At 49.3% G+C, this 18796-nt stretch carries 23 protein-coding genes and 1 pseudogene; 18 read left to right on the top strand and 6 right to left on the bottom strand.

The window, feature by feature from the left end; translation table 11 throughout:
* The first annotated feature begins 137 nt into the window (after positions 1-137).
* Positions 138-1271: a zinc-dependent alcohol dehydrogenase gene (locus tag BHE18_RS01365; RefSeq protein WP_032085730.1), complete on the top strand. Its 1134-nt coding sequence runs from the start codon at positions 138-140 to the stop codon at positions 1269-1271.
* Positions 1272-1331: 60 nt separating this feature from the next.
* On the opposite strand, the gene BHE18_RS01360 is transcribed toward BHE18_RS01365, so the two are convergent.
* On the bottom strand, positions 1332-1847 hold the full coding sequence (locus BHE18_RS01360) for a DUF3231 family protein (protein WP_032085731.1): 516 nt from the start codon (positions 1845-1847) through the stop codon (positions 1332-1334).
* Positions 1848-2081: 234 nt separating this feature from the next.
* The gene (locus tag BHE18_RS01355) at positions 2082-2573 is read right to left on the bottom strand and encodes a lactoylglutathione lyase family protein (RefSeq protein WP_032085867.1); all 492 of its coding nucleotides are present in this window, start codon (positions 2571-2573) and stop codon (positions 2082-2084) included.
* A 124-nt stretch (positions 2574-2697) separates the two neighbouring features.
* Between BHE18_RS01355 and BHE18_RS01350 the strand changes: the two genes are divergently transcribed.
* Positions 2698-3027 carry a winged helix-turn-helix transcriptional regulator gene (locus tag BHE18_RS01350; RefSeq protein WP_071616959.1) on the top strand — a complete coding sequence of 110 codons (330 nt, stop codon included), beginning with the start codon at positions 2698-2700 and terminating at the stop codon, positions 3025-3027.
* A gap of 431 nt (positions 3028-3458) precedes the next feature.
* Here the strand turns inward: BHE18_RS01350 and katG are convergent, their stop codons facing one another.
* Entirely contained in the window at positions 3459-5681 is a 2223-nt protein-coding gene (katG, locus tag BHE18_RS01345) for a catalase/peroxidase HPI (RefSeq protein ID WP_071616958.1), read from the bottom strand.
* Between the two features lie 251 nt (positions 5682-5932).
* Between katG and BHE18_RS01340 the strand changes: the two genes are divergently transcribed.
* The 4 genes from BHE18_RS01340 to BHE18_RS01325 all read left to right on the top strand — a co-directional run bounded on the left by BHE18_RS01340 (position 5933) and on the right by BHE18_RS01325 (position 7979).
* Complete coding sequence (locus tag BHE18_RS01340; RefSeq protein WP_071616957.1) at positions 5933-6355, top strand: SRPBCC family protein; 423 nt, start codon at positions 5933-5935, stop codon at positions 6353-6355.
* A gap of 53 nt (positions 6356-6408) precedes the next feature.
* Positions 6409-6939, top strand: coding sequence for a DinB family protein (locus BHE18_RS01335; protein WP_071616956.1), 531 nt, complete (start codon positions 6409-6411; stop codon positions 6937-6939).
* 37 nt (positions 6940-6976) lie between these two features.
* On the top strand, positions 6977-7453 hold the full coding sequence (locus BHE18_RS01330; RefSeq protein WP_235860231.1) for a GNAT family N-acetyltransferase: 477 nt from the start codon (positions 6977-6979) through the stop codon (positions 7451-7453).
* Between the two features lie 106 nt (positions 7454-7559).
* Positions 7560-7979, top strand: a complete 420-nt coding sequence (locus BHE18_RS01325) for a hypothetical protein (protein ID WP_071616954.1) — start codon at positions 7560-7562, stop codon at positions 7977-7979.
* A 40-nt stretch (positions 7980-8019) separates the two neighbouring features.
* On the opposite strand, the gene BHE18_RS01320 is transcribed toward BHE18_RS01325, so the two are convergent.
* Entirely contained in the window at positions 8020-8229 is a 210-nt protein-coding gene (locus BHE18_RS01320; protein WP_071616953.1) for a hypothetical protein, read from the bottom strand.
* A 178-nt stretch (positions 8230-8407) separates the two neighbouring features.
* Here BHE18_RS01320 and BHE18_RS01315 point away from each other — a divergent pair, with 178 nt between their 5' ends.
* From BHE18_RS01315 to BHE18_RS01275, 9 genes and pseudogenes are all read left to right on the top strand, one after another.
* Positions 8408-9970, top strand: coding sequence for a fatty acid--CoA ligase (locus BHE18_RS01315; protein ID WP_071616952.1), 1563 nt, complete (start codon positions 8408-8410; stop codon positions 9968-9970).
* Between the two features lie 152 nt (positions 9971-10122).
* Positions 10123-10629 (top strand): hypothetical protein, encoded by a 507-nt coding sequence (locus tag BHE18_RS01310; protein ID WP_440480373.1) that lies wholly within the window; start codon positions 10123-10125, stop codon positions 10627-10629.
* Between the two features lie 317 nt (positions 10630-10946).
* Complete coding sequence (locus tag BHE18_RS01305; RefSeq protein WP_071616951.1) at positions 10947-11204, top strand: hypothetical protein; 258 nt, start codon at positions 10947-10949, stop codon at positions 11202-11204.
* Between the two features lie 6 nt (positions 11205-11210).
* Entirely contained in the window at positions 11211-11714 is a 504-nt protein-coding gene (locus BHE18_RS01300; protein WP_071616950.1) for a phosphotransferase enzyme family protein, read from the top strand.
* Positions 11686-11931: a hypothetical protein gene (locus BHE18_RS01295; RefSeq protein ID WP_071616949.1), complete on the top strand. Its 246-nt coding sequence runs from the start codon at positions 11686-11688 to the stop codon at positions 11929-11931. The genes BHE18_RS01300 and BHE18_RS01295 overlap by 29 nt, the downstream gene beginning before the upstream one ends.
* A 27-nt stretch (positions 11932-11958) precedes the next feature.
* Positions 11959-12417, top strand: coding sequence for an ASCH domain-containing protein (locus BHE18_RS01290; RefSeq protein ID WP_071616948.1), 459 nt, complete (start codon positions 11959-11961; stop codon positions 12415-12417).
* Between the two features lie 707 nt (positions 12418-13124).
* Positions 13125-13493, top strand: a complete 369-nt coding sequence (locus tag BHE18_RS01285) for a PH domain-containing protein (protein ID WP_071616947.1) — start codon at positions 13125-13127, stop codon at positions 13491-13493.
* Between the two features lie 45 nt (positions 13494-13538).
* Positions 13539-13781, top strand: a complete 243-nt coding sequence (locus tag BHE18_RS01280; protein ID WP_058298847.1) for a hypothetical protein — start codon at positions 13539-13541, stop codon at positions 13779-13781.
* An 83-nt stretch (positions 13782-13864) separates the two neighbouring features.
* Positions 13865-14312, top strand: a pseudogene (locus tag BHE18_RS01275) (N-acetyltransferase family protein).
* 197 nt (positions 14313-14509) lie between these two features.
* Here the strand turns inward: BHE18_RS01275 and BHE18_RS01270 are convergent.
* Positions 14510-15445 carry a nucleoside hydrolase gene (locus BHE18_RS01270; RefSeq protein WP_071616946.1) on the bottom strand — a complete coding sequence of 312 codons (936 nt, stop codon included), beginning with the start codon at positions 15443-15445 and terminating at the stop codon, positions 14510-14512.
* Positions 15446-15643: 198 nt separating this feature from the next.
* Positions 15644-16447, bottom strand: a complete 804-nt coding sequence (locus BHE18_RS01265; protein ID WP_440480374.1) for a putative hydro-lyase — start codon at positions 16445-16447, stop codon at positions 15644-15646.
* Between the two features lie 114 nt (positions 16448-16561).
* Here BHE18_RS01265 and BHE18_RS01260 point away from each other — a divergent pair, with 114 nt between their 5' ends.
* From BHE18_RS01260 to BHE18_RS01250, 3 genes are all read left to right on the top strand, one after another.
* Positions 16562-17353, top strand: coding sequence for an aminoglycoside N(3)-acetyltransferase (locus BHE18_RS01260; protein WP_071616945.1), 792 nt, complete (start codon positions 16562-16564; stop codon positions 17351-17353).
* Positions 17354-17712: 359 nt separating this feature from the next.
* Positions 17713-18420: a DNA alkylation repair protein gene (locus BHE18_RS01255; RefSeq protein WP_071616980.1), complete on the top strand. Its 708-nt coding sequence runs from the start codon at positions 17713-17715 to the stop codon at positions 18418-18420.
* A gap of 4 nt (positions 18421-18424) precedes the next feature.
* Complete coding sequence (locus tag BHE18_RS01250; RefSeq protein WP_064567549.1) at positions 18425-18643, top strand: hypothetical protein; 219 nt, start codon at positions 18425-18427, stop codon at positions 18641-18643.
* Positions 18644-18796 lie beyond the last annotated feature (153 nt).

The raw sequence follows: 18796 nt of genomic DNA, 5'->3' as shown, positions 1-18796 counted from the left end.
CACAATATGAAAAAATCAGGCCCTCTTCAAAGTCGAAGGGGGTTTATTTTTCGAAAAGCGGGCTGTTTGGGAGGCGTCTGGGTGATGGTGGATGAGACCGGACCCACCCTCATAACATCCTGGAATGGAGGAAGATCATGAAAGCAGTCACGTATCAAGGAAAGAATTCGATTGCCGTCAAGAAGGTGGACGACCCGCGCATTCAAGATTCAGAAGATGTCATTGTCAAAATCACATCAACGGCGATCTGCGGGTCGGATCTGCACCTGTACAAAGGGAATTTTCCGCTGCCGATCGGGTATGTGATCGGACATGAACCGATGGGGATCGTGGAGGAAGTCGGGAATGACGTAACGAAAGTGAAGAAGGGGGACCGCGTCATCATCCCCTTCACGGTGGCCTGCGGACATTGCCCGTACTGTGAACAGCATCAGGAAAGCCAGTGCGATCACTCCAACCCCCATTATGATTCAGGGGGACTGTTCGGGTACTCCGAGAAATTCGGCAACTATCCAGGCGGACAGGCTGAATACCTGCGGGTTCCTTACGGTAATTACACACCGTTTCTGGTACCGGAGAATTGCGAGCTGGAGGATGAAAAAATCCTCTTACTGTCCGATGTCCTGCCGACCGCTTACTGGAGCGTGGAAAATGCAGGCGTGAAAAAAGGGGATACGGTCATCGTCCTCGGCTGCGGTCCGGTCGGGTTGATGGCGCAGCAGTTTGCGTGGAAAAAAGGGGCGGAACGCGTCATCGCGGTCGATTATTTCGATTACCGCTTGCAGCATTCAAGGAAAATGAACAAAACTGAAACCTTTGACTTCACCCAGTACGAGGACATGGGCGAGACGCTGAAGGAGTTGACGAAAGGCGGGGCGGACGTGGTCATCGACTGCGTCGGTATGGACGGGAAGAAGTCTCCGCTTGAGTTTGTCGAGCAGAAACTGAAGCTTCAGGGCGGTACAATCGGCCCGATCCAGATCGCCACGAAGGCGGTGCGCAAATGCGGAACCGTGCAGCTGACCGGGGTGTACGGCGGACTCTACAATATGTTTCCGCTCGGCCCGTTTTTCTCCAGGAACGTCACGTTGAAAATGGGGCAGGCACCGGCAAGGGGCTATATGGAGCCTCTGTATGAAGGGATCGTCAAAGGAGAAATCGATTCAACGTCGATCATCACTCATTCATTGAAGCTGGAGGAGGCGGCGAAGGGGTATGAGTTGTTCAATAAGAAGGAAGATGATTGTATCAAGGTGATTTTGAAGCCATAAAAAAGGATTCTCAGGCTGCCGGGAATGTTCCGGATCCTGAGAATCTTTTTTTGTTAATGGTTATTCGCAATGTTCATTTTTGTTTTTGTGAAGCGGAGGAGGGATCAACCATCCCTTTTCTTTATTGAGCTTCAGGACTTTTGCCCCGAGTTGTGCTTTTGCCATGTGAAATTGGCCAAACATTGCAGCCACATCTTCACGGATGCTTTGTCCGATGATCGCACTGCAAGCGACGAGACCTGCAGAGATGCTGGCGGATAATGCCGCCGCAATTGCCGGATCCGGCATGCGGGCACCTGTCGGGATATCATCCAGACACGCTTTCGGAGGCTCCGGTGAAGCAGGCGGTAACCCAATCCCATTTTCTTTCAACAGTTTTTGTACCTGTTTGATTTCTTCCTGCCCGGCCTCGATGCTGTCATTCAACAATTTCTTCAGATCATCATCCCCGGCATGGTTGAGCTGCATCTGATAACTTGCAACAGAAGCGTTCGCCGTCATCAAATAGCTCCAGGTACCGAATACTTCACCATAATGAAGAGGCTCTTCCTGTGGATTGCCGCTTAATATACCCATAATCATCCTCCTGATCGTCAAAATTGTGCCACCCTTCAAATACATTTTAAGAGCACAAGGATTATCTTTTCCCAATGAAGACTTATCAATGTATTTGCGAGGTATCTTTTCGATCCGGAGCAAGTGGTAATTTTTAAAGGCAGCCTGGCTTAAACATGTGCTCATTTGTCTAGGCAGGCATTCCCAATTTGGTTGGGTCATCAGTGGGAAGAGGGCTGTTCCGATTAACCTCGATCAGTAAGCCCCTTCAGAATACGTCAGCTCATAACTGTGGGTGTAAATCTCAAAAATATTACCGAATGGATCTTCGACGTAGACCATTTTATACGGCTTGTCATCAGGATAGTATTCGCGGATCGGCATTCGCTGCTTGCCGCCGTTTTGGACGATTTTCTCGACGAGTCCTTCGATGTCGGGGTCCTGAACGCAGAAGTGAAAGATTCCCGTTTTCCAGTATTCAAAGTTATTTTCCGGCTGTTCGTTGTGCGGGAATTCGAATAGTTCGACCCCGATTTTATCGCCTGTTGAAAGATGGGCGATGCGGAAGGTTTCCCACTCGTCACCGAATACGTCGCGGCACATCTGGCCTATGGCTGAATCGTCGTTATGGACATCAGACGGCTCCATGATCGTGTACCAGCCTAATACGTCTGTATAGAATTTCACGGCTTTGTCGAGGTCCGGCACGGACAGGCCGATATGTGAAAAGTTTCTTGGGTATGGCATCATTTTAAATATTCCTCCTTCATTTGTTTGACAATCATAAGTATAGAGGGTTATTCTTCTTCTCAAAAGTATGCACTTTTTGGAGAGATACTACCCAAAAGGTAAGTAAGGAGTGGAGACGGGGATGAGCGATTCGATCACTGTGGATGAAAACGGGAAGCTGAAATGCTCGATTGAATATACACTGGGGAAGATCGGGGGCAAATGGAAGCCCGTGATCCTTTGGCATCTTGCCTATGACGGCACGCAGCGGTATAACGAAATGAGAAGGCTCCTGCCCGGCATCACCCATAAAATGCTGAGCCAGCAGCTGAAGGAGCTCGAAGTGGATGGGCTGATTGACCGGAAGCAGTTCAATGAGGTCCCGCCGAGAGTGGAGTATTCGATATCGGAGAAGGGTTTGACGCTGAAGCCGTTGTTGGAGGAGATGCATCGGTGGGGGACGGAGCAGTGAGAAGGCAGTTATGGTGAGTGATAAAATCGGCTGGCATTTGGCAATGAGAGGGCACATTCGTTTTTAATGACGTTTATTCGCTGATAAAGCTTAGGATTTGATAATCAATAGCACAAAGCGGTTCCGGCAATTTCGATAATAGGATTGCGATTTTCGATAATAAATTTAAAGATATCGATAATAAATTTCGGGAAATCGATAATAAATTCTTTTTTGCAGCTAGAAAGGTGTTCAATTTGCAACTATTTAATGTTAGAATCACCTTTTTTGACTGGAATGCCCTGAGAGAATGTCTTGAACGGTGGTGGAGGCCCCGTTTTTTAAAATTATCAATCACTTTTCTTGAATCGGCTCCTCTTATACCAACTTAAAATAAAAGTCCGGCCCCCGGCAGCAGAAACATTCTGCATCGGGGGCCGGACTTTCTTATTTTATTTACACTTCACATCAAACCGGTCTGCATCCATCACCTTCACCCAGGCTGAAACGAAGTCACGGACAAATTTCTCTTTGTTGTCGTCCTGTGCGTAGACTTCCGCGAGGGCCCGGAGTTCGGAGTTGGATCCGAAGACGAGGTCGAAGCGGGTAGCCGTGCGGACGGCTTCACCTGTTTTGCGGTCGCGGCCTTCATACTGGTTGAAGCCGGCCGGTTTCCATTCGATGCCCATGTCAAGGAGGTTCACGAAGAAGTCGTTGGTCAAAGTGCCGACTCTGTCTGTGAAGACACCGTGTGCGGTACCTCCGTGGTTGGCACCGAGTGCGCGCATGCCGCCTACTAATACGGTCATTTCAGGCGCGGACAGGCCAAGGAGCTGGGCTTTGTCGACGAGCATTTCTTCAGGACTGACCGAATACTCCTTCTTCTGGTAGTTGCGGAATCCGTCCGAAACCGGCTCCAGTACCTTGAAGCTGTCGACATCGGTCTGCTCGTGTGTGGCGTCGCCGCGGCCCGGTGTGAATGGAACCGTGACGTCGAAGCCTGCATCTTTGGCAGCTTTTTCGACTGCTGCACATCCTCCGAGGACGAACAGGTCGGCCAGGCTGACGTTCTTGTCCAGACCGCTTTGAAGCTCTTCGAAGACACCGAGTACTTTTTCAAGCTTATCCGGTTCGTTCGCTTCCCAGTCTTTCTGCGGGGCGAGGCGGATCCGGGCACCGTTCGCACCGCCGCGCATGTCGGAGCCGCGGAATGTGCTGGCGGAGGCCCAGGCTGTTTTCACGAGCTCGCTCACGGATAATCCGGAATCCAGGATTGCTGCTTTTAATTGAGCAATTTCTGCGTCGGACAGGTCATAATCGACCGCCGGCACCGGGTCCTGCCAGATCAGCTCTTCATCCGGAACCTCAGGCCCGATGTAGCGCGCTTTCGGTCCCATGTCGCGGTGGAGCAGCTTGAACCATGCACGGGAGAAGGCATCGGCGAATTCATCCGGATTCTGATGGAACCGGCGGGCAATCTTTTCATAATCGGGATCCATGCGCAGGGCCATGTCTGCCGTCGTCATCATCGTCTTCACGCGGATGGACGGATCTTCGGCGTCCGGCGCCATATGTTCTTCCGTCATATCGACCGGTGCCCATTGGGATGCACCTGCAGGACTCTTCGTCAGTTCCCATTCATATCCGAACAGAAGGTCGAAGTACCCGTTATCCCATTTTGTCGGGTTCGTCGTCCAGGCACCGTCGACACCGCTTGAAATCGTATCGCGGCCTTTTCCACTCTTATAGCTGCTGTGCCAGCCGAGCCCCTGTTTATCCATCGTCGCGGCTTCCGGGTCATCGCCGACAAGGGAAGCGTCGCCTGCGCCGTGGGCTTTTCCGAATGTATGGCCGCCAGCGATGAGGGCAACCGTTTCTTCATCATTCATCGCCATCCGGCCGAATGTATCACGGATGTCGCGGGCGCTGCCGAGTGGATCCGGTTCACCGTTCGGGCCTTCCGGATTGACGTAGATGAGCCCCATCTGTACGGCTGCAAGCGGATCTTCAAGGTCGCGGTCGCCCGAGTAGCGGTTGTCCGCCAGCCATTCCTTCTCCGTACCCCAATACACATCCTCTTCCGCATGCCAGATATCCTCGCGTCCGGCACCGAAACCGAATGTCTTCAAGCCCATCGACTCAAGGGCCACATTACCGGTGAGTACAAGGAGGTCGGCCCAGGAAATCTTGTTCCCGTACTTCTGTTTGATCGGCCACAGGAGGCGCCGTGCCTTATCTAGGTTGACATTGTCAGGCCAGCTGTTCAGCGGAGCGAAACGCTGTGAACCCGATGAGCTGCCTCCGCGGCCGTCACCTTCGCGGTATGTACCTGCTGCATGCCACGACATCCGGATGAAGAATGGACCGTAATGACCGTAGTCGGCCGGCCACCAATCCTGGCTGTCCGTCATCAGGGAGTGGAGGTCTTTTTTCAGTGCATCGTAATTGAGCTTCGAAAATTCTTCCCGGTAGTTGAAATCTTCCCCCATGGGGTTTGCTTTCCGGTCATGCTGGCGCAGGATGCCAAGGTTCAGCATGTTCGGCCACCAATCTTTATTCGTGGTCCCCCGCGGATCCGTCGTTGTCGTGATCGCCGTGTCCTTGTGGTGGGTAACAGGGCATTGCCCCGAAGCTGCCGAGTGTTCTTTCCGATCTGGCCTGTGATTGTTTTCCATTCCCATTCCCCTTTCTTTTTTGAAAAAATGACAATTCGTACAAGAAGTAGAATAATTATGAAAATTCTTACTTTCTATTATATTGGACAGCACTCCGTATGAAAAGCGTGAAGCTTTTGGACGTGCACTTTATTATATACAGGCCTGTTTTAATGAATTCGTATTTTTTTAGTAGGAAAGTCTTTGGTCGTTAGCGAAATGTTTAAGGAGGCAAATTTCTTGTAATCAAATCTGAAAGTGAGCTGAGGTAAGTGAACAATACGACGAAAATGAACATCAGGAAACCGGCACAAGAAATCTTCGAGGCTTTTGTCGATCCTGAAAAAATCGGACACTTCTGGTTTTCTTCGAGTTCAGAAAGATGGTCAGAAGGGAAGATGATTACCCTCAGGTATGAAGAATACAATGCCGAGGGCGAGATAGAGATCAAAGAGATCCTTGAGAATGAAAAAATTGTGTACGAATGGGCAGGCGGCCGTATGGTCACCATCAACTTCCTTCCTTCAGAGCAAGATAGCACCATCGTGGAAGTCAGTGAAGAGGGTTTCGATGAGAAAGATGAAAACTTCATCGCGCAGCTGGTGGATAATAAAGAAGGATGGGTGTATATGTTGAGCTGTTTGAAGGGATATATGGAGTTTGGGGTTAATTTGAGGGCTGGTTTGGTTAAGTGACCCCCTGAGGCATGACTGAAATACAATTGTTGGTTTTAAGAGGGGAGAAGCTTATGAACTTCGAACTGAATGAGGCAATCGAGATTCTGGAGAGGACGCCGAAGACGTTGGAGGGATTGCTTTCAGGTTTGTCGGCAGGGTGGGTTGAATGTGATGAAGGAGAAGGCACCTGGAATGCGGACGGGGTCATCAGGCATTTAATCGAAGGTGAGAAAAATAATTGGGTTCCAAGGCTTAAGATGATTCTGCATGAGGGGGAGAGCAGGGTGTTTCCGGTATTTGACCGGTTTTCACATTTGGAAGCGGGCACCCCGAGGAGTCTAGAAGAGAAGCTGGCGGAATTTGCTTCGCTCAGATCAGCAAGTGTGGCTGAGTTGAAACGGCTGATCGCTGAACAGGGTCACTCCCTTGATTCCACAGGGCTTCATCCTGCTTGCGGGAAAGTGAGCGCGAGCGAACTGATTTCGACCTGGGTTGTGCATGATTTGACTCATATCTCCCAGATCGTCAGGGTGTTTTCGAACCGGTACAGGGATGACGTTGGACCATGGGTGGAGTATTTGGGGGTATTAAAGAAGTGCTGAGTTGTAAAACTGCGATGGGAAAGTTGGAGGGATGGACATGGGGACAGTCAGACTGATAGAGTACAGCGGAAAATATAAGGAACAGTTGTCGGCTTTCCATCTGCCGGAAAAGCAGCTGGAATTCACGAGTATGCCGCTGGAGAAGATACATAATCAGCATATTTCTGATAACACAGCACATGTGCTGATAGTGGAAGATGAAGAGCCGGTCGGTTATTTTGCATTGGAAGACGGGGAGAAGCTGCATAAGTATAGTGAAAATGAGCAGGCCAGGCTTCTGACGTCGTTCTCGATCGATTCAGGCCGCCAGGGCAAGGGCCTTGCAAAAAAAGGACTGAGATTGCTGCCGGCATTCGTCAGGGATCATCTTCCGGGGGTCGATGAAGTGGTGCTTGGGGTGAATAAACGGAATACAGCCGCGATCAGTTTGTATTTGAAGACAGGATTTGAGGATGAAGGGGAAGAATATGTGGGGCCAAAGGGACCGCAGCATGTACTGCATTTGAAGGTTTGAGTTATGCCGGGGCCGCAGGGGCCTCTTTTTTATGAAAATAATAATTGGATTATTATGGAATTACCTGTAAGATGGATGGGAGGAACGACGCAAAGGGGGAGATCACTTGAGTGCGAAAAAAACGGCTCAAAGTGTTAACTGGACGGTGTTGGGACTATTGATTTTATGTGGGCTGGTATTTGCCGGAAGTACATTCGGCAGCCTGATGAATGCAACCCCTGACGAACTTGAAGGTATGCAGTCGCGGATCGAAAATCGCTGGAATCAGGATCTGTGGGTATTTGCTGGAATAGTGGGTGCCTGTACACTTATGCTTATTGTTTTATGGAAGAAGTTGTTTCCGTATAATGTACCGCTTGCCATCATCCTGGGAGGATTCGGATTCGAGCTTCTTTTTCAGGCGACGGTCACGGGATGGGCCGGGCTCGCAGGACTGATCGGGCTCGCTGTCGCGCTTGTTGTCGGCGTGCTGATGATCCTGGTGTATGCGGTGGGGGAGAAATGGTGGAGAGTGCGGGATAAATGAACGGGTCGGGGGGACAGGTACCTTGACCCATTTTTCTTTGTTAAGTGATTAGAGTGAAAATTTTTTCATACCCGAAAGGTAAAAGAGAAGCAACAATCAGACCGGTCATAACTGCAGCAACCGAGTAGGTGATGAGTTTTTTTAAGGTAATTTCATTTCGTTTATAAGCGATCATCAGTACTTTAATCATCGAGAAGACTATAATGACAATGATCAAGGTTGAAAACGCGCTTGCAAGGATGACTTCCATACGAACATCCCTTTCTATGAATTGTTGTCTAAATTTTACCATATGCGCAGGAAAGTTTCTCTTATAAATGAAAAGGGTTTGGGTTTAATTTGCAGAATATTCTAATAGTGTGTAATGTAAACAACACGAAGCAGCGGCAGGTGTAGATCGTTCAAACTTATCCCAGGGAGGAATGTAAATGAGTACGACGATTGGCAGGATTTTTGACCTGACGGTAATGAAGTCCCCGAACAAGGAAGCCCTTTATGATGTACGGAAAGATCTCCGATTTACATACAAGGAGTGGAGTGATGAGGTCAACAGGCTGGCGAATGCGCTGATGGCGGAGGGTGTGAAGAAGGGGGACAGGGTGTCGACGTTCATGTTCAATACCGAGGAGCTCGGGACCGCATTCTTCGCATGCGCAAAAATCGGTGCGGTGTTCAATCCGATCAATTTCCGGCTGCAGGCAGAAGAGGTGGCGTTCATCCTGAGTGATGCCGCCCCGAAAGTCGTCCTGTTTGAGAAGGCGGTCGAGCCTGTCATTGCTTCGATTGAAAACCGGTTCCCGCATACTGCGTTCTGGTTCATAGACGAGGATGCACCTGACTATGCCGCGAGCTATCATGAGAACGTGAAGGCGGCGGAACCGAAAGCAGTCGCAGCGGAAGTCAATGAGAACGACCTGTACGCGATCATGTACACAAGCGGGACGACCGGCCGTCCGAAGGGTGTCATGCATAAGCATAGGAGCATGGCGGAGCAGAGCCTTTCCGTCATTGGTGCGACGAAACTGGAGGCAGGCGATGTAGGGCTCGTGACAGCGCCGATGTTCCATTGTGCCGAGCTTCACTGCGCCTTCCTTCCGAGGATTCATGCCGGCGGCAGCAATGTCATCCTCCACCAGTTCCATCCGAAGAAAGTGCTTGAGTTGATTGATTCAGAAAAAATCACCAAGTTCTTCGCCGCGCCGACGATGTGGAATATGATTCTGCAGGAAAATCTGGCAGACTACAATATTGAAAGTCTGAAACTCGGACTCTACGGGGCAGCCCCGATGGCACCGTCACTTGTCCATGCATGCCACGAACGGCTTGGTATCAAGCTTGTACAGGCATATGGGATGACAGAGATGGGGCCGGCAATCACATTTTTATCTGAAGATGACCAGCTCCGGAAAGCAGGGGCAGCCGGGCAGGCATGTCTCAACCATGAAATCAGGGTCGTGAAGCCGAACGAAAACGGACCGAGTGATCCGGATGAACTCGCTGCGCCGGGAGAAAGCGGTGAGATCATCGTTCAGGGGCCGTGTATGATGATGGGTTATTTTAACCGCGAGGAAGCGTCGGAAAAAGCGATGCATAAAGGATGGTACCATTCAGGTGATATCGGGTATCTCGATGAAGACGGCTACCTTTGGATCAAGGACCGCGTAGATGACATGATCATTTCCGGCGGGGAGAACATTTATCCGCTCGAGGTAGAGGATGTGCTGCATGCCCATGAAGGCGTGCTGGACGTTGCGATCGTCGGGATGCCGGATGATCGTTGGGGCGAGAGTGTGACGGCTTTTGTGGTGAAGAAGGATCCGGGCGTGACGGAAGAGGAGCTTGATGAGTGGTGCAAGAATAGTGATAGTCTTGCAAACTATAAGCGTCCTCGGAAGTATGAATTTGTGGAGGAGCTGCCGAGGAATGCGAGCGGGAAGATCCAGAAGTTTGTGCTGCGGAAGCGGATGGAGGATGTGTTGACGGAGGGGTAGGTTAAATAAAGAGTAAGAGGGGTCTGAAATTCGGGTGCTGATGCAGCCGGGCTCAGACCTCTTTTTTATGGGGAATTCACAAAATGTTCACTTATGAAGGCAGTCCCGCTATCGCTATAATGACAAGGTGCTAAAGAGAAGGGATGTTGAACATGACAAATACTATGTACACAGAGACAAGGCTGCCGAGGAACGGAAAAGAAGGGATCCTCTTTTTGTTGATCATATCCATTATTTCAGTGAATACGATTGCCCCGATCATCGTCGGATTGGAACGCGGGTTCAGCATGGACGTATACACGGATACCTTGAAGATCATTCCGATCATGTGGGTGGTCGTGATTTTTTGTGTCACCCTGATAGCAGGACCGGTTGTCGGGAAGCTGATGCCTAAATTTGTGGAGAAGGCGGATGGATTCAATGCAAGGGTTTTATTTGAAACGCTATTTACTGTTACGGTTTTATCCATCCTGTTGTCCATCATCGGGAATTGGATCGGAACGAAACAAATCAGCATGGACCCGATTGAGAATTTCCTTCATATTTGGCCGCGGAATTTCGGGATTGCTTTGTGGATTGAGCTACTGGTTGCGCAGCCGATTGCGAGGTGTGTGATGAAGCAGATGCATATGAGTCAGGAGCGTAAGGGGGGAGTTTGAATGTATAAGAGTTTAAGAGGGGAATAAAAGAAGTTTTTCTTGTTTTCCAAAATTATCTAGTTTATTATTATAGTAACTTTAATCGGAAGGGGTGAGGTGTATGTCTGTTAATTCAATAAGTTCGTCCGCCTTCCCCGTTGTGAAAAGATCATAATGGATGGGACGGACGCAGGGCTTCCATCTTAAGAACGTTACACCAGCATCTTTAAAATTGACAGGAGAGCCGAAGATTTTTGATTTGGCTCTCCTTTTTTATGTAGAAAAAGCCCCGTGCTTATTGAGTTTTGTCAATAATCATAAGAGGGGAAGTCGGTAACATGATGAAATTAAGTACGATGAAAAAAGTGATGAACAGATTGTACAGTGAAGAGGGAGATTCATTCATCCAGCAAATCCTTGAACCGTGGGGGGTGGACGAAGACACTGTGGCGATTGTGAGGGCGAGTGCGAATTTTGTTTTAACATTTACTTTAGAAGAAAAACGGTATTTTCTAAGATTTAATGATTCTTCAGAAAGGGAGTATTCGTCAATCGAAGCAGAGCTTGCCATTGTTAGGTATCTGGGGGAGAAATAGCTGAATGTGGTTAAACCGGTACCATCAATAAAGGGAAATGATATCGAAGTGGCGGAAACTGATATAGGGACGTTTTATGCTGTCGTATTCGAAGCGATGGAAGGTGACCATCTTGATTTGGAAGAGATGACAGAACGGCAGGTATATCTGTGGGGGAAGGCCCTCGGAAATCTTCATGAACATCTTAAACAGCTGCCTGAAGGATTCAGGGTGAATCGCCCAAGCTTGAAAGAACGTTTGATAGCAGCAAAAGATATCCTTCCGAAGCAAGAACTGGCCGCGCATAGAGAGTGTGACAGGCTGCTTGAATGGGCAGACGGGTTGAGCTTATCAAAAGAACATTACGGGCTCATCCATTATGATTTTGAGCTGGACAATGTGATGTTTGATCATGAAATAATCGGAAAGCTTGATTTTGATGACTCATCGGTACATTGGTATGCCGCGGATATTGTGTATGCATTAAGGGATGGAAAATCCGGTGACCAAAATATTTATAGAAGGTTATGAGAGTGAAACGGATCTCGATCTGGATATACTTAAGTCGGCATCTGGTTTCGAGAGGATGCACAATTTGATTTCCCTTGCCAGGTTGATCAGGGCTGTTGATATTGAGGAAGGCGGCGGTCATCCTGGATGGCTGGAGGATTTACGGGTGAAGCTGGTTGGGGTGATGGGGAATTATCGCTCTTGTATTGAGAAGTTTGGCCAAAAAGATTACGTTTGACTATAAAATGATTGGGGAGAGAAAAATATGAATGAGGCATCGCAGATTTATTGGGATGAATTTTGGAAGTCAAAAGGGCAAGAAAAGCCTTTACGTGTAAGTGCATGGCAATTCGGGGCCAAGCCGGACCATTTAGCTCAATTGGTCATAGATGGTGTGAAGTCAGCCACATGTTCTGGCCTGGTTTTTTATGAAATGGAAAATGAGCCTTTACCAACCGATGAAGATTACAGCATTATCTTAAGCAGTAAGGATGAACCTTTAGCGATCATCAAAACGGTGGATGTGAAAATCATGCCGATGAACGAGGTTCCGGAGGATTTTGCGATTGCGGAAGGTGAAGGAGACAGAACCTATCAATATTGGAAAGAAGCGCATGAAAGATTCTTCACTAGAGAGCTAAATGATGCGGGGATGGAATTTTCGGAAGATATGATGTTGGTCTGTGAGCGTTTCGAGTTAGTGAATGTGAGAAAGAAAGATTAGGATATACCATGGGGAATTTACTTTTAATAGTGGACTGTTAATGGAGGCTGGGACAGAATTGTTTTAGTCTGATTAAACCCCGAACTAGTTTGCACAAGTCTAGGCAAATTAGTTCGGGTTTTTAATTTATTCCAAGTACATTTAGATTTTACTCTTTCTAGCGGTTGATTGGAGTGCAAGACGAAGACTCCTGCGGGAAGAGTAGCTTATGTGAGACTTGTCCAGCTCCAGCGGCTAGAGGCTCGAGGTCATAAGTCAAGCAAGCCAAAAAGGCAAAGAACGCCTTTCCGGCTTGCTCGCCTTATGCTTGTCGCCTCTGGGCGAGCCGCTTCCGCTTTTCTATTTGTCTAGCTGCGGGGCTTAGAGGCACATGTCATAAGTCAAATCGGCCAAGAAGGCAAAGAACGCCTTCGTGGCCGATTCGCCTTATGCCCACCGCCTCTTTTCAAAGCCCCTCCGCTTTTCTTCCCGCAGGCTTGCCGAGGAGGCTCACGGGCTACCCGCGGAAAGCGTAGTCTTGCACGGAAATCATTAGCGGTATAAAGAATTTATACTCATATTGTTCATCTTTATATGGCGGCTTTTTAGTTATGTCCCAACCTCTTTTTCGCTGCATGTTTATCCTCTCAGACTGATTTTAAAAAGGGTTTTCGACATTCATGTCGAATAGATATAGAGTAAACCAAATTTTCCAAGGGGGATGACAAATGGCTGCAACGACAGGTATTTTGGAATGGACGCTGTTATCGGAATGTCCGGTACCGGATGATGTAACGGCTCTTCTTGTCAATGGGGAAGAAGCGGTTGCTGCGTATAAGACGTTTCGTGACAGTGCCATTTTTACAAATAAGAGATTGATTGTCAGGGATTCACAGGGAATAACCGGGAAGAAGGTGGAAGTGTATTCGCTGCCGTATTCTTCTGTTCTGATGTGGTCGACGGAGAATGCAGGGAGCTTTCTTGATGTGAATGCGGAGGTCGAGCTTTGGACGAAGGCCGGGCATATCAAGGTGAAGCTCAAGAAGGGGATCGATGTCAGGAAGTTTGATAAGTTGATAGCGGAGGCGCTCTTGTAGGAGACATCTTTTTTATGAAAAAGAAAAGATGACAGGAGTGTTCTTATGTTAAAACGTTTTTTTCTCGGCATAAAAATCATATTGATAGCGGCTGGTTTTTTTCTGGCTGCGACCGAGCATCTTAGTGAGTCGTGGCTGATCATCGGACTTTTCTGGTTGATCACCGGTGTTGAAACGGCAATCCGTTCTTATCGGGAAAAAGGTAAGATCCCGGTGGGTTTCGGCGTCGTGTTCGCAGTGGCCACAGTTGTCTTGCTGACACTGGGGGTCATTCGTTTTTGGTCGTGACTTTTGAAGGCCCGTCCCTTGTTACGGTAGTGGTTTACCGTGTTGAGGGACGGGCTTTTAACGTAAATGAAAGGGGTTTACCGATGGACTTGGATAAGGTTGTGATGGTTCCCTATCAGCCGGAGTATGCTGAAAGGACTGTAAAAATGTGGCGCGACAGCAAGCATGAAGCGATCGGGCAGAAAGAGATTCATAGTTTTGACAATCATGTACACTTTCTGAATCATACACTTGCTGAAGGATTCCAGGTTGAACTGGCGCTTGTGGATGATAAGGTGGTCGGAATGGTGGCCTACAATGAGTCTGAAATAAATCAGCTTTACATTCATACGGGTTATCAAGGGGTCGGGATTGGAGAAAGGCTTCTCAATCGAGCGAAAGTACAATCGACGGGGGTGTTGAGGCTATACATTTGAAATCAATGAAAAAGCCCGGCGGTTCTATGAGAAGCATGGATTTAAGATCATAGGCAGAGGACATGAAAATGAAGAGAATCTGCCGGATATTCTTTATGAATGGAAAAAAGAATGAGCTGTGTTTATATGCGGCAGTCCCATCCCCATTGAGGTGCTGGAAGGAGGGATGGGCCTTAATTGTGTGTAATTGTATTTTACTTGTGAACCGGAAGTTCGCTCCTGAAAATGGGTCAAGGTACCTGTCCCCCCGACCCACCCCTGACCCATTAAATGGGCCGCGGTACCAGTCCCCGCGGCTCATGTCCCCGCGGCTCATTTTCCCGGACCGCCCATGACTTGGATGAAGTCTTTGAGGAAGGCTTCGTAGTCGAGTTCGAGGAAGATGTTGATGTTTTTTTCGGCGTTTTTGGAGCTGACTCTGAAGTCGGCGCTGGAGGTGCCCATTCCGCTGACTCCGGTGAAGACTTCGACTTCCCTGCGGATGGTTTTGCCCATTGAAGGGTTGACCATGAGGGAGAGGGTGACGGCGTCGTGAAGGGGAGCGCCTCCGATACCCGGGATGAGTTTTTTGTACGCTTCAATATAGTATTCCATGACATCGTCGAGGATCTGGACGAGCGGGTGATCGGTCATGTCGAGTACCGTATTTACGTGTTCCATCGTGATGATTGCTTTGTTTGTGACGTTGAGTGGTGCAATGTAGAGGTTGTCGAAGTTCTGCATGACCAGGTTGGAAGCGGTCGGATCACCGTAGAAATTGGCCTCGGCCAAAGGAGTCACGTTCCCGGGTACTAAAAAAGCGCCTCCCATGATATAGAATTCGCTGACATCTTTAGTCAGATTTTCACCTAAAAGGAAGAGGGCAGCAAGTGACGTATTCCTGCCGACATCAACAATTGTCAAGCCAGGGTTATTTTTGATGATCGTGTAAAGCTCCGAGAAATTGGTCAGTTCTACTTGAAGGTCTTCCGGCGGACGGATGGGGCCGAGTCCTTCCTTGCCGTGGATTTCTGGATAATACGTAGGCGTTTCACCCGATGATGGGGCATTGGTGCCTCCGATGATCGGAATGTCCTCCCTTCCGGCGAGTTTCAGAAGATAGGCGATATTGTCTGTGGCTTGTTCTTTGTCTACATTCCCGTAGCTTGAAACAATCGCGAGGACCTTGATCTCAGGATTCCGCAGCGCATACATGATCGCCACGGAATCATCGATGCCGGGGTCAGCAAACAGAATGATTTTTTTCATCCTTCATTCTCCTCACATTAGAATTTGTGTAGTTTCTATAAGATATCGGTTGAGGGAGGAGATTATGCCTGTCGAGGAACCTTAGAATGAGCCAGAGGGACAGGTCCAGTGGCCCGGTGAGCGGGACCTGCCCCCTGGCCCGCGAAAGCCCGTCCCTCACTGCGGTGATGCTTTACCGGGGTGCGGGACGGGCCTTTGTTAGTTGGACTTTAGATACTCTTCGTTTTTCCAATCCGTCACGAACATATGCCCTGGGGCGTGTGTGATCATATAGGGGATTCCCGCCTGGAGGGCGGCAGCCTGCGGGGTGACGCCGCATGCCCAGAACATCGGGGTCTCGCCTTCCTTGATTCCGACAAAGTCACCGAAGTCCGGTTTGGTCACATCCCCGATGCCGATCTCGCGAGGGTCGCCGATATGAAGCGGGGAGCCGTGCATTTCAGGGAACAGGGACGTGATGTCCGCTGCTTTTTGAACAAGAGAATCGGGAACCGGCCTCAATGAGACAACGGTCGGGCCTTCGAACACCCCCGCTTTTTCGGTTGGGATTGACGTCTTATACATGGCCACATTTTTATTTTCTTCAATATGCCGAAGGGGGATGCCGCCTTTGATCAGCTGGCTTTCGAACGTGAAGCTGCAGCCGATCAGGAAACTGACGAAATCCTTTTTCCAGCAGTCGTCGATCCGCTGCTTCTTATCTGTTAATCTGCCATTCTCATAGACGTGATAGAGGGGGATGTCGGTTCGGATATCCGATCCCTTGGCATAGTTGGATTCGAATCTACCGTCCTCGAGCACTTCGATGATCGGACAGGATTTCGGGTTCCTCATGGTGAAGAGCAGGAAATCGAAGGCGTATTCTTTTGGAAGGACGACCAGGTTTGCCTGGACATAATCCTGCGAGACGCCTGATGTGTGGGTAGTATGGGTACCGTTTCTGATTCTGGCTCTTAATTCTGACGGGTGCATGGGTGATGGCTCCTTCCGTTTTGTATGAATTCTCTGATTATTGTCATTGTAACATGTTTGGCGGCAGGGCATTTATTTTAAAAGTGGGGATGGAATAATATGTTAGTATGGAGAGAGTCATAGATTTGAGGGGTGGAGAGATTCATGAAGAAGGGGAAACTCATCACGAAGGATCAGCTGAAGAAGGATCTGGAGGCATTGGGTGTAAAAAAAGGAATGACGGTCATGGTGCATTCTTCATTGAAGTCGGTCGGGAGAGTGATCGGGGGTCCGGTTTCTGTCATCATGGCCCTCGAGGAAGCCGTCGGTGCGGAAGGGAACATCGTGATGCCCACCCAGACCGAGCAGCTGTGCGACCCCTCTGAATACGAGGGGGATTTAAGCGAGGAAGAGATGCGGGTCATCCGGGACCATATGCCGGTGTATCATTCCGACTTGACGCCGACCTGCTATATGGGCTTCATCCCGGAAACGTTCAGGAAGCAGGACGGTGTATTCAGGAGCGCCCACCCCCATACTTCGTTTGCGGCATGGGGGAAGGATGCAGCATACATAACGGAAAACCATGGGATGGATTTCGCGCTGAGTGAAAGGTCACCGCTTGGGAAACTGTATGAACTTGACGGCAGGATCTTGCTGCTCGGTGCGCCGGCGGATTCGAATTCGTCCCTGCATCTTGCCGAATACAGGCAGGAGAACAGTTTTGTGAAGGAAAAGATATGGGATGTAAAAGTGAAGCAGGGTGAGGAAGAAGTGTGGACAACCTATCGGGACATCAACAATGACTCGGATGATTTCGATCGGATTTTTGAGGATTACAGCCAGGATACGAGTGGAGTGATGGAAGGGAAGGTCGGGGAGGCAAAAAGTTATTTGATGCCGATGAGAGAAATGGTGGAGTATGCGGTTGGGTGGATGAATGGGCACAGGGAGTGAGCGGTTGAGCGGGCTGTTATGGCAGGCGGCTCTTTTTTTATGGAGGAAAAAAAGAACGGGAAGAGAATACTACTACTAAATGGATAATGAATGAGGAGGAAGTCGATATGACTAATGAAGCAGCACCGAAAAGTGAGTTGCCGAAGTTGAGCAAGCCTGCAGAACGGGGACTTCACAATGCTGGGTTTTACCGGTTGGAGCAGTTTACCGGAGTGACAGAGGAGGAGATCCTGAAGCTTCACGGGGTAGGGCCAAAAGCGGTGAGGATGTTGAAGGAAGTTCTTGGCGAGAAGGGACTTTCTTTTGCGGGAGACAAGAAAGGTGATACAGGCGGGAAAGCCGGAGAAGGAGTCGAGAATCTGGATGCCGGTACCGTGATGAGGGAGCTTGAAGCACTAGGCAAGGAACGGATGAAGAAGATGTATATATCGAACGGAGCGAAGGAGCCGGTGTTCGGCGTGGCGACGGGTGCGATGAAGCCGCTGGCGAAGAAAATCAAGGTGAATCAGGGGCTGGCGGAGGAGCTGTATGCAACCGGGAACTATGATGCGATGTACTTTGCGGGCATCATCGCCGATCCGAAGGCGATGACCGAGGTGGATTTTGACCGCTGGATGGACGGTGCTTATTTTTACATGCTGTCTGATAATGTGGTGTCCGTGACGCTTGCAGAGGCGGATATTGCACAGGAAGTCGCCGATAAATGGATTGCTAGCGGGGAAGAACTGAGGATGTCGGCAGGCTGGAGCTGCTACTGCTGGCTGCTCGGGAACCGGAAGGACGAGGAATTTTCCATTGAAAAGCTTGAGGGGATGCTTGAAACGGTGAAAAAGACCATCCATGATGCGCCGGAACGGGCGAAATCCGCGATGAATAATTTCGTGTATACGGTCGCAGTTTCCTATGTGGCGCTGCATGAGAAGGCGGTTGAGATTGCAGAGGAAATGGGGCCGGTTGAGATGAAGCGGGATGGGAAGAAGCCGAGTATCCTGAATGCATCTGAGGAGATTCAGAAGCAGGTTGACGGGGGGAGGATTGGGTTTAAGCGGAAGTATGTGAGGTGTTGATGAAATGATATTCTGGAAAATATTCACGATTACCTTTATAGCGTGCGCTGCCCTCCTCACCCTGATCGGCTTCCTGTTTGATATCGTTTGGCTCAAGACGATGTTCATCTTGGATGGCGAGAATGGGTTCACCGGGATCCAGGGGTCGATTACGACGGTGATGGTGTCCCTGGCCGCGGGGGTTGTGTTTGCGCGGAGGGCGGTTTTGAAGGAAGGGAATTGATTGAACCGGGGGAGAGCCCCTGGTTCTTTTTTTGACTGGAAATCGATATATTTTCCCCGGCTTTATAGTTAAAATAGACAAATTAATCTTTTGAGAACGTGGTGGGGCAGTTTTTATTATGCGAGGAGGACGATTGAGACGCGAAGGGGTATA

The organism is Rossellomorea aquimaris, from assembly GCF_001877785.1.
In the GTDB taxonomy this organism is placed as follows: domain Bacteria; phylum Bacillota; class Bacilli; order Bacillales; family Bacillaceae_B; genus Rossellomorea; species Rossellomorea aquimaris_A.
This window is presented reverse-complemented; position numbering and strand designations above follow the sequence as displayed.

Coding starts and splice junctions, on each gene's coding strand:
- BHE18_RS01350 (WP_071616959.1), top strand. CDS start 2,698: ATGAGCGATTCGATCACTGTGGATGAAAACGGGAAGCTGAAATGCTCG.
- BHE18_RS01260 (WP_071616945.1), top strand. CDS start 16,562: ATGAAGAAGGGGAAACTCATCACGAAGGATCAGCTGAAGAAGGATCTG.
- BHE18_RS01355 (WP_032085867.1), bottom strand. CDS start 2,573: ATGCCATACCCAAGAAACTTTTCACATATCGGCCTGTCCGTGCCGGAC.
- BHE18_RS01285 (WP_071616947.1), top strand. CDS start 13,125: ATGGCTGCAACGACAGGTATTTTGGAATGGACGCTGTTATCGGAATGT.
- BHE18_RS01290 (WP_071616948.1), top strand. CDS start 11,959: ATGAATGAGGCATCGCAGATTTATTGGGATGAATTTTGGAAGTCAAAA.
- BHE18_RS01330 (WP_235860231.1), top strand. CDS start 6,977: ATGGGGACAGTCAGACTGATAGAGTACAGCGGAAAATATAAGGAACAG.
- BHE18_RS01250 (WP_064567549.1), top strand. CDS start 18,425: ATGATATTCTGGAAAATATTCACGATTACCTTTATAGCGTGCGCTGCC.
- BHE18_RS01360 (WP_032085731.1), bottom strand. CDS start 1,847: ATGGGTATATTAAGCGGCAATCCACAGGAAGAGCCTCTTCATTATGGT.
- BHE18_RS01305 (WP_071616951.1), top strand. CDS start 10,947: ATGATGAAATTAAGTACGATGAAAAAAGTGATGAACAGATTGTACAGT.
- BHE18_RS01335 (WP_071616956.1), top strand. CDS start 6,409: ATGAACTTCGAACTGAATGAGGCAATCGAGATTCTGGAGAGGACGCCG.
- katG (WP_071616958.1), bottom strand. CDS start 5,681: ATGGAAAACAATCACAGGCCAGATCGGAAAGAACACTCGGCAGCTTCG.
- BHE18_RS01315 (WP_071616952.1), top strand. CDS start 8,408: ATGAGTACGACGATTGGCAGGATTTTTGACCTGACGGTAATGAAGTCC.
- BHE18_RS01320 (WP_071616953.1), bottom strand. CDS start 8,229: ATGGAAGTCATCCTTGCAAGCGCGTTTTCAACCTTGATCATTGTCATT.
- BHE18_RS01270 (WP_071616946.1), bottom strand. CDS start 15,445: ATGAAAAAAATCATTCTGTTTGCTGACCCCGGCATCGATGATTCCGTG.
- BHE18_RS01365 (WP_032085730.1), top strand. CDS start 138: ATGAAAGCAGTCACGTATCAAGGAAAGAATTCGATTGCCGTCAAGAAG.
- BHE18_RS01310 (WP_440480373.1), top strand. CDS start 10,123: ATGACAAATACTATGTACACAGAGACAAGGCTGCCGAGGAACGGAAAA.
- BHE18_RS01280 (WP_058298847.1), top strand. CDS start 13,539: ATGTTAAAACGTTTTTTTCTCGGCATAAAAATCATATTGATAGCGGCT.